This window comes from Micromonospora sp. WMMD998 (genome assembly GCF_029581235.1).
Taxonomy (GTDB): Bacteria; Actinomycetota; Actinomycetes; order Mycobacteriales; family Micromonosporaceae; genus Micromonospora.
Window position 1 is genome coordinate 727,993 of the sequence record NZ_CP120740.1, and the last position, 15,594, is coordinate 743,586.

At 72.9% G+C, this 15,594-nt stretch carries 19 protein-coding genes; 10 read left to right on the top strand and 9 right to left on the bottom strand.

Annotated features, from left to right (window positions below):
* Window positions 1-50: 50 nt before the first annotated feature.
* Window positions 51-1,265 carry an arginine deiminase gene (locus O7619_RS03360; protein ID WP_282285609.1) on the bottom strand — a complete coding sequence of 405 codons (1,215 nt, stop codon included), beginning with the start codon at window positions 1,263-1,265 and terminating at the stop codon, window positions 51-53.
* 162 nt (window positions 1,266-1,427) lie between these two features.
* Here O7619_RS03360 and O7619_RS03365 point away from each other — a divergent pair, with 162 nt between their 5' ends.
* From O7619_RS03365 to pheA, 4 genes are all read left to right on the top strand, one after another.
* Window positions 1,428-2,162, top strand: a complete 735-nt coding sequence (locus O7619_RS03365) for a hypothetical protein (RefSeq protein ID WP_282285610.1) — start codon at window positions 1,428-1,430, stop codon at window positions 2,160-2,162.
* A 232-nt stretch (window positions 2,163-2,394) separates the two neighbouring features.
* On the top strand, window positions 2,395-2,850 hold the full coding sequence (locus O7619_RS03370) for a hypothetical protein (RefSeq protein WP_282285612.1): 456 nt from the start codon (window positions 2,395-2,397) through the stop codon (window positions 2,848-2,850).
* Window positions 2,851-2,934: 84 nt separating this feature from the next.
* On the top strand, window positions 2,935-3,477 hold the full coding sequence (locus tag O7619_RS03375) for a hypothetical protein (RefSeq protein ID WP_282288657.1): 543 nt from the start codon (window positions 2,935-2,937) through the stop codon (window positions 3,475-3,477).
* Window positions 3,478-3,487: 10 nt separating this feature from the next.
* Entirely contained in the window at window positions 3,488-4,444 is a 957-nt protein-coding gene (gene pheA / locus O7619_RS03380; protein ID WP_282285614.1) for a prephenate dehydratase, read from the top strand.
* 42 nt (window positions 4,445-4,486) lie between these two features.
* On the opposite strand, the gene O7619_RS03385 is transcribed toward pheA, so the two are convergent.
* The 3 genes from O7619_RS03385 to O7619_RS03395 form a co-directional block, all read right to left on the bottom strand.
* On the bottom strand, window positions 4,487-5,212 hold the full coding sequence (locus tag O7619_RS03385) for an AIM24 family protein (protein WP_281585866.1): 726 nt from the start codon (window positions 5,210-5,212) through the stop codon (window positions 4,487-4,489).
* Window positions 5,213-5,309: 97 nt separating this feature from the next.
* Window positions 5,310-5,654, bottom strand: coding sequence for a metallopeptidase family protein (locus O7619_RS03390; protein ID WP_281590612.1), 345 nt, complete (start codon window positions 5,652-5,654; stop codon window positions 5,310-5,312).
* Between the two features lie 143 nt (window positions 5,655-5,797).
* Window positions 5,798-6,226, bottom strand: coding sequence for an OsmC family protein (locus O7619_RS03395; protein ID WP_282285616.1), 429 nt, complete (start codon window positions 6,224-6,226; stop codon window positions 5,798-5,800).
* A 119-nt stretch (window positions 6,227-6,345) separates the two neighbouring features.
* On the opposite strand from O7619_RS03395, the gene O7619_RS03400 reads away from it, so the two are divergent.
* The 3 genes from O7619_RS03400 to O7619_RS03410 all read left to right on the top strand — a co-directional run bounded on the left by O7619_RS03400 (window position 6,346) and on the right by O7619_RS03410 (window position 8,895).
* Window positions 6,346-7,083: a hypothetical protein gene (locus tag O7619_RS03400; RefSeq protein WP_282285617.1), complete on the top strand. Its 738-nt coding sequence runs from the start codon at window positions 6,346-6,348 to the stop codon at window positions 7,081-7,083.
* Window positions 7,084-7,261: 178 nt separating this feature from the next.
* The gene (locus tag O7619_RS03405) at window positions 7,262-8,083 is read left to right on the top strand and encodes an HAD family hydrolase (protein WP_282285618.1); all 822 of its coding nucleotides are present in this window, start codon (window positions 7,262-7,264) and stop codon (window positions 8,081-8,083) included.
* Entirely contained in the window at window positions 8,083-8,895 is an 813-nt protein-coding gene (locus O7619_RS03410; protein WP_282285619.1) for an HAD family hydrolase, read from the top strand. The genes O7619_RS03405 and O7619_RS03410 overlap by 1 nt, the downstream gene beginning before the upstream one ends.
* A 35-nt stretch (window positions 8,896-8,930) precedes the next feature.
* On the opposite strand, the gene O7619_RS03415 is transcribed toward O7619_RS03410, so the two are convergent.
* Window positions 8,931-9,515, bottom strand: coding sequence for a bacterial proteasome activator family protein (locus O7619_RS03415; RefSeq protein ID WP_282285620.1), 585 nt, complete (start codon window positions 9,513-9,515; stop codon window positions 8,931-8,933).
* Window positions 9,516-9,581: 66 nt separating this feature from the next.
* Between O7619_RS03415 and O7619_RS03420 the strand changes: the two genes are divergently transcribed.
* Complete coding sequence (locus O7619_RS03420) at window positions 9,582-10,409, top strand: alpha/beta hydrolase (RefSeq protein WP_282285621.1); 828 nt, start codon at window positions 9,582-9,584, stop codon at window positions 10,407-10,409.
* A 49-nt stretch (window positions 10,410-10,458) separates the two neighbouring features.
* The gene (locus tag O7619_RS03425; RefSeq protein WP_282285622.1) at window positions 10,459-11,679 is read left to right on the top strand and encodes an ABC transporter substrate-binding protein; all 1,221 of its coding nucleotides are present in this window, start codon (window positions 10,459-10,461) and stop codon (window positions 11,677-11,679) included.
* A gap of 54 nt (window positions 11,680-11,733) precedes the next feature.
* On the opposite strand, the gene ddaH is transcribed toward O7619_RS03425, so the two are convergent.
* A complete protein-coding gene (gene ddaH, locus O7619_RS03430; RefSeq protein ID WP_282285623.1) occupies window positions 11,734-12,567 on the bottom strand; it encodes a dimethylargininase in 834 nt (277 codons plus the stop codon).
* Between the two features lie 59 nt (window positions 12,568-12,626).
* On the opposite strand from ddaH, the gene O7619_RS03435 reads away from it, so the two are divergent.
* On the top strand, window positions 12,627-13,085 hold the full coding sequence (locus O7619_RS03435; protein ID WP_282285624.1) for an Lrp/AsnC family transcriptional regulator: 459 nt from the start codon (window positions 12,627-12,629) through the stop codon (window positions 13,083-13,085).
* 45 nt (window positions 13,086-13,130) lie between these two features.
* Here the strand turns inward: O7619_RS03435 and O7619_RS03440 are convergent, their stop codons facing one another.
* From O7619_RS03440 to O7619_RS03450, 3 genes are read right to left on the bottom strand one after another with little or no spacing between them, the layout of a single operon-like run.
* On the bottom strand, window positions 13,131-14,231 hold the full coding sequence (locus O7619_RS03440) for a hypothetical protein (protein ID WP_282285626.1): 1,101 nt from the start codon (window positions 14,229-14,231) through the stop codon (window positions 13,131-13,133).
* A gap of 55 nt (window positions 14,232-14,286) precedes the next feature.
* A complete protein-coding gene (locus O7619_RS03445) occupies window positions 14,287-14,544 on the bottom strand; it encodes a DUF6457 domain-containing protein (protein ID WP_282285627.1) in 258 nt (85 codons plus the stop codon).
* Window positions 14,541-15,221, bottom strand: coding sequence for an NTP transferase domain-containing protein (locus O7619_RS03450; RefSeq protein WP_282285628.1), 681 nt, complete (start codon window positions 15,219-15,221; stop codon window positions 14,541-14,543). The genes O7619_RS03445 and O7619_RS03450 overlap by 4 nt, the downstream gene beginning before the upstream one ends.
* Between the last annotated feature and the right edge of the window lie 373 nt (window positions 15,222-15,594).

Below are 15,594 nucleotides of genomic sequence, written 5' to 3' on the forward strand. Positions count from 1 at the left end.
CCCCGCTTAACACCGGGTGTTAAGCGGGGGCCCCGCCTCTACCGAAAGCGTTAAGCGGGGCCCCCGCCTTTCTCGCGGACGAGGGGGCAGGACATGCAGCGGGGGCCGCCCCGGCCGGAGCCCAACTCCGAGCCGGCGATGGCGATCACCTCGATGCCGGCGCGCTCCAACTGCGCGTTGGTCTCCACGTTGCGTTCGTAGCCCACGCAGAGGCGTGGCGCGAGGGCGAGCGTGTTGTTGCCGTCGTCCCACTGCTCGCGCTCGGCGGTGACCGGGTCCAGGCCGGTGTCGATCACCCGGAGCTGGTCGAGGTCCATCGCGTCGGCGGCGGCCCGCAGGAACGGGGCCGGGCCGTCGACCCGCGGCTCACCGTCCGCGCCGGCGACCACGGTGTACGCGGACAGCTCGCTGGCGATGTTCGGATACATCAGCACGGCGTCCACGTCGACCATGGTGCAGACCGTGTCCAGGTGCATGGTGGCGCGTTCCTGGGCGATCGGCACCACCAGGATGGTGTGCGCCAGCCCGGCGGCGAAGACCTGCCGGGCCAGCCGTTCCGCGCCGGCCGGGGTGGTGCGTTCGCCGACGCCGACGGCGACCACGCCCGGGGCGAGCAGCAGCACGTCGCCGCCCTCCAGGTGCTCCAGTTCGGGGTGGTAGACGAACTCGGTGCCGGCGAAGCGCGGGTGGTAGCGGTAGATCGCGTCGGTGAGCGTGGTCTCCCGCCGCCGCGCCGGCATGGCCAGGCTGGTGACGCCGACGCGGTCGCCGATCCACACCGACGAGTCGCGGGTGAAGAGCAGGTTGGGCAGCGGGTCGATGACGAAGTCGTGCCGGTCCATCAGGGTCCAGACCAGACCGCCCGGCCGCTCGGCGCCGATCCGCAGTTCCTCGTGCGCGAGACCGGCGACGAACACGTCGGCCAGGGCGGCCGGATCGAGGTACGCCAGGTGGTCGGCGACCCGGGCGCGCAGGGTGTCCCCGAGGCGGCGGGACCGCAGCACCTGCTCGGTCAGCTCGGCCCGGGCGTCGGACACGGCGAGCGTCTCGGCCAGCAGGTCGGCCAGGTAGAGCACTTCCACGCCGCGCGAGCGCAGCGCCGCCGCGAAGGCGTCATGCTCCTCCTGCGCCCGTCCCACCCATGGGATAGCGTCGAAGAGGAGGGAGTCGTTGTTGCGTGGGGTGAGGCGGGCGAGCTCGGGCCCCGGGCGGTGCAGCAGCACCGTGCCGAGCCGGGCCACTTCGCTGTCCACGTAGTGCGTCACCCCCGCAGCCTAGGGCAGGCTTCCGCACCATCCGGAAAAGAAGTGTGAATGAATATGGCATTCATCCACAGTCATTCCGGCGGTCCAACTTGCCGGACCCCCGGGTGTGCAACGTAGGGTAGTGGAGACATAACTTCGAGAGACCTTTTGCCGGAGGTCGCGATGACTGTCTTTCCCGCTCGCCGAGCCGTACCGGGCCGGGCACTGCCGCCCCGCACGGCGCATCCCCGGGTCGAGGCCGCCCCGGCGCTCGAGCCGGCGCGTCCCAGTCCCCTGGAATGGGCCCGCCGCCGTCGCGCCGACCGGGGCGCCCGCCGGTTGGAAGCCGCCGGGGCCCGCGCCCTGGGGCAGCTCGACCACCTGGGGCCCGCCTGGCACGTCATCGAGTGGCCACGGACAGAGCTGGCCGACGCGCTGCTCGACCGCGGCCAGGACGACCGGGCCGGGTTCCTCGCGATCGGGCCGAGCGGGCTCTTCGCGGTCACCATCGCCGACCACGGCCGGGCTCGGGTGCTGGTCGCCGGCGACGTCGTGCAGATCAACGGCAAGCGTCCGCCCTATGTGGCCGACGCGCGCCGCGACGCCAAGCGGGCCAGCAAGGCGCTCTCCGACGCGGTCGGCCTGCCGATTCCGGTGACGCCGGTGCTGACGTTCGTCGGCTCCGGGGTGATCAGCGTCTACGGCCTCCCGAAGGACTGCCTCATGGCCACCCACCGGGAGCTGGACCGGCTGCTCGTGGCCGCCGGCAACCGGATCAGCCCGGTCACCGCGGAAAAGTTGTCCCGGGTCGCCCAGGCGCCGTCGACGTGGTTCAACGGCACGTACCGTCCATCAGCCGACTACCGGTGGTATGACGAGGGCCGAACGGCCGCTGACAAGCGGGCCGCCCGCCGGTAACGTCTCGGACGACGCCACGCGGTCCGCGGCACCGCCCCGACCGGTTCCGTCGTTCCGCGTCGTCGCCGGTCGCCCGCCCCCCGGGGCTCCCGTCGCACCGACGCATGTCCCCCGGTCCCGGCGCCGCCCAGCCTCACGGGTGAGCACCGGTGACCGGAGGCGCAGCGCGGCCGGATGGTCGCTGTGCCGACCGGCTAGCGTGGACAGACCGTCGGTGTACATAGGAGGCGCGGTGGCCCACGTCGAGCTCTCACTCTCGGAAGTGTTCGCGTCCCCGGCCGAGACACCCACCGAGCAGGAGTCCGACAATTTCGCGCAGTGGTCCGGTACGGTTTCCCGGGCCGCCGAACCGTGCCTGTTGATCGACGCCGACACCACCGTGGTGGCGATCTCCTCGTCCGGCTGCGACCTGCTCTGCCTGGGCGCGCCGGAGGACGTGGTCGGCCGCCCGCTGCTGGAGGGCGGCCTGCGCCTGGTCGACTTCACCGCCAGCCCCAGCGAGCTCACCGAGCAGGAGACCGACAAGATCCCGCCGCTGCTCGCGTTGCTCTCCGGTCGACTCGCCCGTGGGCTGCTCCGGGTCCAGGGGCCCGGCTCCGACGCCGGGACGACGGTGGACGCCATCTCCACGCCGGTGCTCACCGGCACCGCGGTGGCCGGCTCGCTCACCTTCTTCTGCGTGCTCTGACCCCGTCGGCGGCATTCCGTCGAGCACCCGGCTTCACCCGGGCGGGCGCGCCTCCTACGATGGGCTCGGCCCCCGGCCATGATGATGCCCCTCGATGTCGAGGACTGCACCGTGCCCCGCACCCCGCCCCACCGCCGTCCCCTCCCGGCGACGCTGCTCGTGCTGCTCGTGCTCACCGCCTGCGGGCAGCCGCCCGAGCTGCGCGAGCCGCCCGCCGCCGGCGGCCCATCCGCCTCGGCGTCGGCGACGCCCACCCCGAGCGCGACCCCGTCGGCGCCGGTCAGCCCCGCCATGCCGGCGCGGCCCGCCCCGACGCCCGACCCGGTCGCCACTCCCTGCCGGGGCAAGCCGTCCGGCGACCGCATCGTCGCGTTGCTGCGCGGCTCCGCCGGGGTGCTGCCGCGAGCGGTCCGGGTCACGGTCCGGACCGGTCCGCTCTGCGCGGAGGGCTGGCAGTACACCGTGCTGGCGGTCCCCGGGCACGAGGAACTCCAGGTGGTCACGCGGGGCCGGTCCGGCACACCGAAACTGGTGACCGCCGGCACCGACGTGTGCGGCGTCGAGGTACGCGCCACCGCGCCCACGGGCATCCGCACCCTGGCCTGCGACGGCACCCCCGGTGCGTAGTGTGGTGGCCATGCCGGGAACACCACCGACCCGCTTCGTCTACCTCGGTCCCGAAGGCACCTTCGCCGAGCAGGCGCTGCGTACCCTGCCCGCCGCCGTACGGGGGGACCGCACGCCGGCCCGCAGCGTCGGCGAGGCGCTCGACGCCGTCCGGGCCGGGGAGGCGGACGCCGCCATGGTGCCACTGGAAAACTCGATCGGCGGCGCGGTCGGGGTGACACTCGACGAACTGGCCGAGGGCGACCCACTGATGATCACCCGGGAGGTGGTCCTGCCGGTGGAGTTCGTGCTCGCCGGCCGCCCCGGCGTCACCCCGGCCGCGGTGCGCAGCGTGGCCGCCCACCCGCAGGCGTCCACCCAGTGCCGCGGCTGGCTCCGGGACCACCTGCCCGACGCCGCCGTGGTCGACGTGCTCTCCAACGGGGCCGCTGCGGCCGGCGCGGCGACCGGCGAGTACGACGCCGCCGTCTGCGCCCCGATCGGCGCCAACCGGCACCGGCTGACCGTGTTCGCCGACAAGATCGCCGACCACCCCGACGCGGTGACCCGGTTCGCGTTGGTGGCCCGCCCCGGGCCGCCCCCGCCGCCGACCGGCGACGACCTCACCTCGCTTGCGGTCTACATCGCGCACGATCGGGTGGGCGCGCTGCTGTCCGTGCTCATGGAGCTGGCCGTACGCGGGGTGAACCTGACCCGGATCGAGTCCCGCCCCACCGGCGAGGCGCTCGGGCGTTACGTGTTCTTCCTGGACTGCACCGGGCACGTCGCCGACGTACGTCTCGGCGAGGCGTTGCGCGGGCTGCGCCGGGTCTGCGCCGACGTGCGTTTCCTCGGCTCGTACCCCCGGCACCGCTGGAGCACGGCGTCGGGTGACCGGCCGACGCCCGCGCCGGCCGGTCTCTCCGACGCCGACTACGCCGACGCGGCGGCCTGGCTGGCCCGGCTGCGCGCCGGCGAGCTGACCTAACCGGGCCGGGTGCGTTCCCCAGGAGCGCACCCGGCCCGGAGCTCACTGCAGCAGGCCGCCGAGCAGGCCGCCCTGCTGTTGCTGCTGGGCCCCGCTGCCCGCCACCGGCGGCTCCTCCGAGGGCTGCACCACGACGAAGCCCTGACCGGCGAAGCTCATCGTGAACGCCTCGCCGGTGCTGCGGCCGAGCAGCGTGCCGAGGCCGAGCTGCTCGGCCCGGTGGTAGCCGGTCTGCAGGTTGGCCGACCAGCAGACCGCCGCCTGCGGGTCGACGTACGTCGGCGCGTCCACGTTCAGCACCACCGGGGTGCCCTTGGTGGTGATGGCGATCCGGCCGTGCCCGCTGAAGACGCAGTTGAACAGGCCCGACGAGGACGCCATGCCCATGCCGCTGACCATCTTGATGTCGTACTGGAGGGTGGAGTCGAAGGCGAGCACGCTGGAACCGTTGATGGACAGCGCGTCGCCGGGCTCCAGGTCGATGATGTGCACGTCCTTGGCCAGCTCGGCGAGGAACACGTCGCCGCGCCCGGAGAGCTTCATCAGCGGCACGCCCTCGCCGGTGAGCCGCTGTTTGATGAACTTGCCGATGCCGCCCGAGCCGAGCGCCTGGAACTGCACCTGGCCCTGGTAGGCGACCATCGACCCGACGCGGGCCATCGCCTCGCCGTTCAGCTCGATCTTCAGCATTTTGGAGTTTTGCAGCCGCATGCCCGGCTGCTGGGACTCCTTCTCGAGGTTTTCCGCGGAGAAGAGGGCGCTGCGCATGGGGTTGTTTCCTCCTGCATCGGGATGTGCCTGATCCGGAGGTTAGGGGACGGGCGCAACCGCGGGGATCGGCCGAGCGGGGCGGGCCGGGGCCCGGTCAGCCCCAACCGAGGGCGTGCAGGCGCTCGTCGTCGATGCCGAAGTGGTGGGCGATCTCGTGCACCACGGTCACCGCGACCTCCTCGACGACGTCGTCGTCGGTGTCACAGATCGCCAGGATCGGGTTGCGGTAGATCAGGATGCGGTCCGGCAGGACGCCGGAGTAGTCCCAGCCGCGCGCGGTGAGCGCATGCCCCTCGTAGAGCCCGAGCAGGTTCTCGCCGGGCGGCGGGTCGTCCTCCACGAGGATGACCACGTTGCTCATCAGGCCGAGCAACTCCTCGGGAACCTCGTCGAGCGCCTCGCCGACCAGTTCCTCGAACCGGTCCCGGCTCATCTCCACGGCCACGTCGCCCATCCTCCCCGCTGCCGCCTCCGCCGCCCACCCCTCGAAGATCCGCGCACTTTCCCGGAAAGAGTGGCCATCGGCGCTTCGATGGGCCCTCTTTCCGGGAAAGTGCGGGCAAGGATGGCCAGGCGCGAGCGTCAGGCCAGGCGGGCGGTAAGCGTGATCTGCGCGCCGGGGGAGAGCAGCCGGGAGATCGGGCAGTTCTCCTTGGCGGCCTCGGCCAGCTTGGTGAACCCGGCCTCGTCGAGCCCGGGTGCCTGGCCGACGGTCTCCAGGTCGATGCGGGTCACGGTCATGCCCGCGTCGGTCTTGTCGAAGTGCACCTTGGCGGTGGTCTCCACCGACGTGTCGGTGGCGCCCGAGTCGGCGAGCTGCTTGGAGAGGGCCATCGAGAAGCAGCTCGCGTGCGCGGCGCCGATCAGCTCCTCGGGGTTCGTGCCCTCGCCCTCCTCGAAGCGCGACGTGAAGGAGTAGTTGCCGGACAGGCCGCCCTTGCCGGTGCGGACGGTGCCGGACCCCTCGGCGAGGTTGCCCTGCCAACGAGCGGATGCGGTACGGATAGGCATGGCACCGACGCTAACCGAAAGCGCGCCGCCCCGCACCGTCCCCCCGGCTCCACACACCCGATGCCGGGCGCCGTCTGTGCCATGATTCGACGCAGGCCCGCGAACGGGAAGGGTGGCCGATGTCGCAGGATCTCCCCATCCCCAGGCAGGACAGCCGCTCCGACGGCACCACGGTCGTCGAGTGGGGCGACACCGACACCGGGTCGGAGCCGTCCGGCCGGGTCGGCCGGACGCTTGCCGGTCTGGGCCGGGACCACCGCCTGCCCCCGGTGCTCGCCGGCCTCGGCGCGGTCGCCGCGCTCGCCTCGCTGATCGGCGAGTGGGTGGTGATCGTCATCCCCGAGGGGTCCCGGGCGGAGAACGCGCCGAACGTGCTGGCCAGCGGCATCTCCGAGACCGGTGGCTTCGGGGTGGCGTACCTGGTGGGCCTGCTCGGGCTGTCGGTCGCCACGGCGCTGGCGCTGCGCGGCGCTCCCCCGGTGCGGCAGCACGCCCGGATCGCCGGGTTGGGCCTCGCCGCCGCGCTGTTCGGCGTGCTTGTCGCGACCGCCTCCTCGCTCCAGCAGATCGCCAAGCGCATTCTCTTCTTCCCCGTCGAGCAGAGCATCCAGGCGGAGCACGGCCGAGGGCTGATCACCGCCTTCCTCGCCGTCGTGCTGCTGGCGGCCACGCTGCACCTGACCGGGCGGGTCGGGGAACGGGCCACCGACCCGGCGGACGACACACCGGCGCACGGTCCGGCCGGCCGGCCCGCCCGGCGACGGGGGCGGACGATCGACGACGACGGGCCACCGGCCCCGGCCGACCTGACGGTGGAGCCGACGACGCCGTTCGCCGGCCCCGACCGCTTGCGCTGAGCGGACCGCCCCACCCGTCCACCGGCCACCGGACCGCCGTCGGGGATTCGCGGCCGATTCGCCGGAACGCCATGGATGACCCCTGCGCGGCGAGATACGGTTGCTGCCCGCCGTCCCATGGTCGCGGCACGAAAGACCTGGTCGGCCGGCGTGACGGCGGCGGGGCGAAGGAGGAACCATGACCCGCCCGGGCCTGCCCAAACTGATCGCCACCGACCTCGACGGCACGCTCGTCCGCAGCGACGACACCGTGTCCGCGTACACCCACGGGGTGCTGGACCGGGTGCGGGCCGCGGGGATCCCGGTGGTCGGCGCCACCGGGCGCGGACCGCGACTGGCCGAACTGAGCCGTAACGACATCCGCGCCGCCGACTTCCTGGTGATGGCCGGCGGCGGTTGGGTGGTCGACCAGAGCGACCCGGCCGGCCCGTCGGTGCTGCGTGACGAGCGTCTCCCCGGCGAAGTGCTCACCCGTCTCCTCGCCGACCTGGAGACCGCCGTGGGCCCGCTCACCGTGATGGTGGAGGCGTCCGGCGAGCACGACGCGCCGCTGTGGGGCGACTACCACCCGAGCTGGCCCTATCCGGAGCGGTTCGAGGCGCGCAGCCGGACGGAATGTCTCGCCTGCGACGTGGTCAAGGCGTTCGTCCGGACCGAGGACCACCACGTCGACGAGCTGCTCGCGGAGGCCCGCCGGATCGTGCCGCCGGAGACGGCCACGCTCACCCAGGCCGGGCTCGGCTTCGTCGAGATCTGCCCGCCCGGGGTGGACAAGGCCACCGGGCTCAGCGTGGTCGCCGACCGGCTCGGCGTCGACCCGGCGGACGTGCTTGTCTTCGGCGACCAACCCAACGACCTGCCGATGTTCGGCTGGGCCGGCTGGGCGCGGGTGGCGGTGGCGAACGCCCACCCCGAGCTGCGCGCCGCCGCCGACGAGATCACCCTGCGCAACGACGACGACGGCGTCGCGGTCTACCTGGACCGACTACTCTCCCGGTGATGGGAGAGCCACCTCGACTCGTCGCCACCGACATCGACGGCACGCTGCTGCGGGACGACCGGACACTCAGCCCGCGGACCGCGGCGGTGCTGACCCGGATCGCCGCCGCCGGCACGCCCGTCGTGCTTGTCACCGGCCGTCCGATCCGCTGGCTCCAACTCGTGTACGACCAGCTCCCCGAGCCGTTGCCGGCGATCTGCGCCAACGGCGCGGTGGTGTACGACCCGGTCGCCGACGAGGTGCTGCGCGCCGACCCGCTCGCCCCGGAGCTGCTGGCCGAGGTGGCCCGGCGGCTGCGGGCCGAGGTGCCCGAGGTGAGCTTCGCGGTGGAGATCGTGGACAGCCGGCAGATGCGACACGAGGCGCACTACCCGCTGCGCTGGGACGCCGACGCGGACGCCATCCGGGCCGTCGAGTCGCCGGAGGAGCTGCTCGCCGCGCCCGCGGTGAAGCTGCTGGCGCGGGCCGGGGAGCAGGATCCGGACGTGTTCGTCCGGGTGGTGGCCGGCGCGCTGGAAGGGCTTGCCGAGGCCACCCACTCGTCCTACAGCGGCCTGATCGAGATCTCCGCCGCCGGTGTGACGAAGGCCGCCGGCCTGGCCTGGTACGCCGCCCGGCTGGGCATCGACGAGCGGGACGTGCTGGCCTTCGGCGACATGCCGAACGACGTGCCGATGCTGACCTGGGCCGGTCGGGCGGTGGCAGTCGCCAACGCCCACCCGGCCGTGCGGGAGATCGCGGACGAGGTGACCGGTGCGAACACCTCCGACGGCGTCGCCGCGTACCTGGAGAAGGTCTTCGGGGTGGACTGACCGGCCGGAGCGCGTCGCGCGCCCCGGCCGGCAGGTCACAGGTACTGGCCGGGAGCGTGGCCCTCGCCGCCGGGCATCCCGGGCATCCCCGGGACCATCCCGCCCGGACCGCCCGGGCCGCTCGGCAGCGCCTGCCGGCCGGAGCGCATCTGCTCCAGTTGGACGCGGGCGGCCATCTGCTGGGCGACAAGCGCGGCCTGGATGCCGTGGAACAGCCCCTCCAGCCAGCCGACCAACTGGGCGTGGGCGATGCGCAACTCACCCTCGCTCGGCGCCTGGTGCTCGGTGAACGGCAGCGAGATCCGCTCCAGTTCCTCACGCAGCTCGGGGGCGAGCCCCTCCTTCAACTCGACGATCGAGCGTTCGTGGATCTCGCGCATCCGGTGCCGGCTGGCGTCGTCGAGCGGGGCGGCCTTCACCTCCTCCAACAACTGCTTGATCATGCTGCCGATCCGCATCACCTTGGCCGGCTGCTCGACCAGACGGGTCGGGTCCTCACCCTTGCCCTCGTCGGTCTGCACCGCGCCGACCGGTCGGCCGTCCGGCCCGACCACCACCACGGTGCCGGGGATGCCATCGTTGCCCTGTTCGTCGTGTCCGCCGGGGTGCGCTTCGGTCATGGCAACCATCTTTACCCACGCCGCCCACGTGCACGCGCGCAGGACCGCGCGGGCTACCGTCGCCGCATGTCCAGCGACCCGCGTGACGTGCTGACCCGGCCGGCTCCGCCGCCGGACGCCACCGTCGCCTACGGCGACCACCCGGACCAGTGCGCCGACCTGCGCCGCCCGGCCGGTGACGGTCCGGCCCGACCGCTTGTGGTCGTGGTGCACGGCGGCTTCTGGCGGGCGGAGTACGACCGCGCCCACACCGGCCCGATGGCCACGGCGCTGGCCGCGCTCGGCCACCCGGTGGCCCAGCTCGAATACCGCCGGACCGGCCAGCCCGGCGGCGGCTGGCCGAACACGCTCACCGACGTACGCGCCGGGGTCGCCGCGCTGCCGGGGCTGGCCGCCGCCGCGCTGCCCGGCCGGGTGGCGCCCGTCCCACCGGTCCTGGTCGGTCACTCGGCCGGCGGTCACCTGGCGCTGTACGTGGCCGCGCACGCACCGGACACGGTCGGCGGCGTGCTCGCGCTGGCCCCGATCGCGGACCTCGCCGAGGCGTACCGGCTGGACCTGGACGGCGGGGCGGTGGCCGCGCTGCTCGGCGGCGGCCCGGCGGACGTCCCGGACCGGTACGCGGCCACGGATCCATCGGCGTTGGTACCGGTCCGGGCACGCACGGTAGTGATGCACGGAACGCTCGACCAGCAGGTTCCGGTGTCGACGAGCCGCTCCTGGGTGGCCGCCGATCGGGCCGCCGGCGGCACCTCCATACTGGTTGAGCTGGCAGAATGCGAGCACTTCGGGCTGATCGCGCCGGACTCGGTCGCATGGCCCCGGGTGGTCGAGGCGTTGCGGTCCCTTCACAGTGATCTTCGGGGCATTGACGCAGCGTCGACGACCAGGTAGAACGCCGATGGGGTGTGCACCATGGCCGCCCCGGCGGGGAGGAAGGTCGGTGGCACAGATGAACCGCAGGCGTGCTCTGCAACTGCTGGGCGCGCTCGGCGTCACCGGGTTCGCGGCCGGCTGCGGCTCCGGCGACGACTCCTCGGAGGAACCGGCGGCCGGCAGCCCGATCAAGATCGGATTGATCGTGCCCGGCAGCGGCCCGAACAAGGCCATCGGCGACGACATCACCAACGGCTTCCAGCTCTTCCTCAGCACGCACGGGCAGCAGCTCGGCGGCCACCCGGTCACGGTGGTGCCGGCCGAGGAGGGCGACAGCGCCGCCACCGGCAAGGCCGCCGTCGACCGCCTCCTGAAGGAGGGTGTGCTCGCGCTCACCGGCGTGGTCAGCCCGACCGTCATGACCGGCATCCGGGACGCCGTCGAGGGGGCCCGGGTGCCGCTGATCGGCTCCAACGCCTCCCCCGCCTCGCTCAAGGGCGTCCTCTACATCTGGCGCACCTCGTACGTGCTGGACGAGCCGGGCGTGGCGCTCGGTGAATACCTGCGCCGGATCCTGGACCCGTCGAGCCGGATCGCCATCTTCGGTACCCAGGGCGCCAGCAGCCGGGACGTCATCGACGGACTGCGGCGCGGCTACGAGCTCGGCCGCCGGCTCACCGAGGAGCCGATCTACACCCCCGACTACGCCAACCCGGGCAAGGGCGTCTACGCCGGGCCGATCCGCAAGGCGCTGGGACGCAAGCCGGACGCGGTCTTCTGCCACTACACCGGCCCGCAGGCCGTGCAGTTCGTCAAGCAGCTCTACGACGGCGGCTACCGGGGGCCCATCTACGCGCCCGGGTTCCTCACCGAGGGCACCGTCCTCGACCAGCTCGACGACGGCGAGAAGGGCCGGGACCGGCGGCTGATCGAGCAGCACGGCATCGAGACCGCGCTCAACTACTCGGCCGACCTCAACAACACCGCGAACCGGGTGTTCGCCTCCGCGTACCGAAAGACGTTCAACACCTCACCGACCACCTACGCGATGGCCTCGTACGACGCCGCGCAGGTGCTGGACAAGGCGATCCGGCTGGTCGACGGCGACCCGAACCCGACGCAGGTCAACCTGGCGCTCGGCAAGATCGGCCAGATCGACAGCCCGCGCGGCTCCTGGCAGTTCAACCAGCCGCGTACGCCCCAGCAGAAGTGGTACCTGCGCAAGGTGCAGCTCGACGGCCGGATGCTCTCCAACGTGGTGATCAACGAGCTGGCCACGCTCGGCTGACGTGACGAGGGGCGGCTCGTTCGTGCCGGAGCCGCCCCTCGTTCCTGCCGGGCCTCAGTGCCGCAGCTCGGCGATGCAGCACTTCACGCTGCCGCCGCCCTTCTTCAGCTCGGCCAGCTCCACCGGGACCGGCTGGTAACCGGCCGCCTTCAACGTGCCGGCCAGCCGGGTGGCCTCGTTGTTCAGCACCACGTTGAGCCCGTCGCTGACCAGGTTCAGGCCGAACGCCAGGGCGTCCTCGTCGTCGGCCACCACCGCGTCCGGGAAGAGCTGGTGCAGCACCCGCTGGCTGGCCGCGGAGAAGGCGCCCGGGTAGTAGACGATGTTCCCGTCGTCGATCGAGGCGAGCGCCACGTCCAGGTGGTAGAAACGCGGGTCGACCAGGCGCAGTGAGACCACCGGCCGGCCGAGCGCCTCCTGCGCCTCGGCGTGCGCGGCCAACTCGGTACGGAAGCCGTGCCCGGCGAGGATCAGCCCGCCGTGCGCGTCCGGCAGGTACGCGAAGTCGCCCTCACCCTCGTTGGTCTCGCTCGGCGCGAGGAACCGCCAGCCCTGCCCCTCGTAGAACTCCCGGTGCGCGGCGGCCTCGGCGGACCGCTGCTCGTGCTTGAACCGGGCGCCGTAGACCGTGCCGTCGACCACGAAGGCGCCGTTGGCCGCGAAGACCATGTCCGGCAGGCCCGCCCCGGGGGTCAGCAGGTGCACCTCGTGACCGAGCCCGAGCAGCGTCTCGCGGAGCCGGTCCCACTGCTTGACCGCCAGGTCCGCGTCGACCGGGGTGGTGACGTCCATCCACGGGTTGATCGCGTACTCGACCGCGAAGTAGTCGGGCGAGCACATGAGATATGTCCGCTTTCGCGAGACTCGCTGCTGGTTCACGGTCACCAAGAGTAGGTAGGTTAGAACTTTGGTAACAGCCACGACCATTGCTTCCCAGAGGCGGAACGTTGCAGATAGACGCGGTAGACCAGCGAATCATTGCGTTGCTCGTGGCGGACGCCCGCGCCTCGTACGCGGACATCGGCGCCCGGGTGTCACTCTCCGCCCCGGCGGTCAAGCGACGGGTCGACCGGCTGCGCGCGACCGGGGTGATCCGCGGCTTCACCGCCGTGGTCGACCCGGCCGCCGTGGGGTGGACCACCGAGGCGTTCGTCGAGCTGTTCTGCGCCGGGCGGACCACGCCGGCGCAGATCGGCGTCGCGGCCCGCCGGCACCCCGAGGTGGTCGGCGCCTACACCGTCTCCGGCGAGGCGGACGCCCTCGTACACCTGCGCGCCGCCGACATCTCCCACCTGGAGGACGCGCTGGAGCGCTTGCGGGCCGAATCGTTCGTCACGTCCTCGCGCAGCACCATCGTGCTGTCCCGGCTGGTCGAATCCCCCGGCGTCGGGCCGTCCACAGGCTGACGCCGGTCCGCCGTCGGCGGACCGGCGTCGTCAGCGGCGGCGCTGTCAGAGGTACATGCCGGTGCGGTGCTCCTGCGCCCGGGCCGGCTTGTCGCCCTCGCCGAAGAAACGCTTACCGCCGAACTCACCGTGCAACCGGTCGTCGAGCTCGTCGGCGAGACCGGTCATCACCTGCACCGCGAGCATCAGGTGGGTGGCCTGGAAGTTGCGGCCGAAGACCGGGACGGACGCCCAGACCGTGTCGTCGGCGCAGTAGAGCCGCCCGATCGGCATCCGGTTGGTCAGCTCGGAGAGCTTCACGTAGAGCCGCTCGGTCGGTTCGACCTCGGTCAACACCGGCGAGAAGACGTCGACGAGCGGCGGATTGTCGCGTACCCGCACGAACACCATGGCCGAACCGGCCCGGATGTTGATGTCACCGTCGGAGTCCACCTGCACCTGGTCGGCGTTCGACTTCAACATCGTCGAGACGACCGTCCGGACCCGCTCCTCCAACGCCAACACGTCGTTCTCGTCCGCCTGGGCGGCCACCGCCGCGGCCAACGCCTCGTCGAGGTCGGCGTCGGAGCCCCGGTCCTGGCCGAACTCGCCCCGCGCGGTGCCCAGCGGTTCCACCGCCAGCGGCTCACCGTCGGCGTCCTGCACCAGGTAGACCAGGAACGCGGGATGCGGGGCGCCGTAGACGTCGCGCAGCGTCCGGGAGAGCACGGCGGACAACCGGGTGGCCTCGTCGACGCCACAGTCCAGGCCGAACTGCTCGCCGGAACCCGCCACCACGCCGGGCGGCGACCAGCCCAGCGCCACCATGTCCGCCACCGCCCCCCGGTCCAGCCGGAACCCCGGCGGAAGCGTGGCGTTGCCGACCGCCCGGGCCGACAGGCCGCCCCCCTCGGCGGCGTCGGCGCTCACCGAATAGACGGCGTCCCCGGTGCCGGAGGCGGTCGGGTCGAGCGTCACCTCCAGGTGCCCACCGGCCGGCAGCCCGCGAAGCTGGTCGGCAAGCGCCCGGGCGAAATCCCGCCATGCCTCCGTCACCTTGGCCCGCAGGTCGGCCGTGGTCGGCTCGTCGAGCAGAATCGACTCGTGCTGCTCCGGCGTGCCGCCGGCAGGCTGGTCGACCGGCGCCGAGGGGTGGTCTGCCGTCATGATCGCCTCCGTCCGTTCCCGCCACCCTACCCAGAGGCACTTGCACCGGACCGGGCTACTTCGCCCCGCCGCTCCCGTCCAACTCCACCGGCCAGGAGCCCGCCAGCGCGCTGAGCCGGGCCGCCGCCGCGGTCGGATCCGCGCCGCGCCCCACGGCCACCCCCAGGAGGTACGCGCTGACCGGCGCGCCCGGCCGGAGCACCTGGTGTGCCACGTCCCGCGCCACGTCGAGCACCGCCGACACCGGCACCTCGGCCGGGTCCAACTCCAACTCGGCACAGGCCGCGGTGACCCAGTCGTCCAACAGCGTCATCTCGTCCACTCCTCGGCCCGGCGTACGTCCTCGTCAGTGTCGCAGTCGAACCAGGGCGGCGGCCCGACGCCGGACCACGTCACCTCGCAGACCGTGACACCGGCAAGCAACCCGCGCACCGGCGCACCGTCGACCGTGCCACCCCGCTCCGCCGCCAGGCGATCGAGGGCCGTACGCAGCGCCGCCAACCGCCACACCCCGCAGAGCTGCTGCCGGCGACCGTCGTCGTCCACATAACAGGCCACCCCCGCGGTCGACCCGTCGAGCGCCAGCCGCAGCTCGGCCACCGCCGCGGCGGTGAGCAGCGGCAGGTCGGCGGCGAGCAGGGCAACCGTCGTCGTCCCGGGCGGCAACAGGGCCAGCCCCGCCGCGGCGGCGGCCACCGGACCTCCACCGGGCGGTTCCTCCCGGGTCACCCGCACTCGCGCAGGCCACGGGTCGGAGCTGCCGGACGCGCCGGAGATTCCCGGCGGGCCGGAGCTGCCGGGCGGGCCGAAGCTGCCGGACGGACCCGCGCTGCCCGGCGGGCCGACCACGATCCGCTCGCTCGCGTCGGTCACCGCGGCCAGCACCCGATGCAGCATCGGCTGGCCGCCGACCGCCCGGGCGGGTTTGTCCGTCCCGCCCATCCGCCGGGCCGCGCCGCCGGCGAGCAGCACCGCCGCGTACCCGGTCATCGCCTCACCCTACTCAGGGACCCACGCTTGGCGAGGCGCGCACAGGCGCCGGGGCCGGTCCGCACGCCGGGCCGGCTCCGGCACCACCTGCCTTGATCGAGTCCCTTGCTCCGGATTGGCGCTGCCCCGCGCCATTTGGCCAACTCTCCTCCGCCGGAGTGGCCGCACCCACGAGCTTGATCGACTCCGTACTGCCGGAGTGACGGCGCCCAGTAGCTTGATCGACTCCATCTCGGCGAAGTGGCGGTATCCAGGACTGCCGGATAGCGCCACTTCGCCGAGATGGTGTGGATCGTCGTTGGCTGAGGCAGGACCGACGGTCGAAAGCGGCAGGTTCTTGGGGCTTCGGCGATGGAGTGGTCTCCCGGTCGCC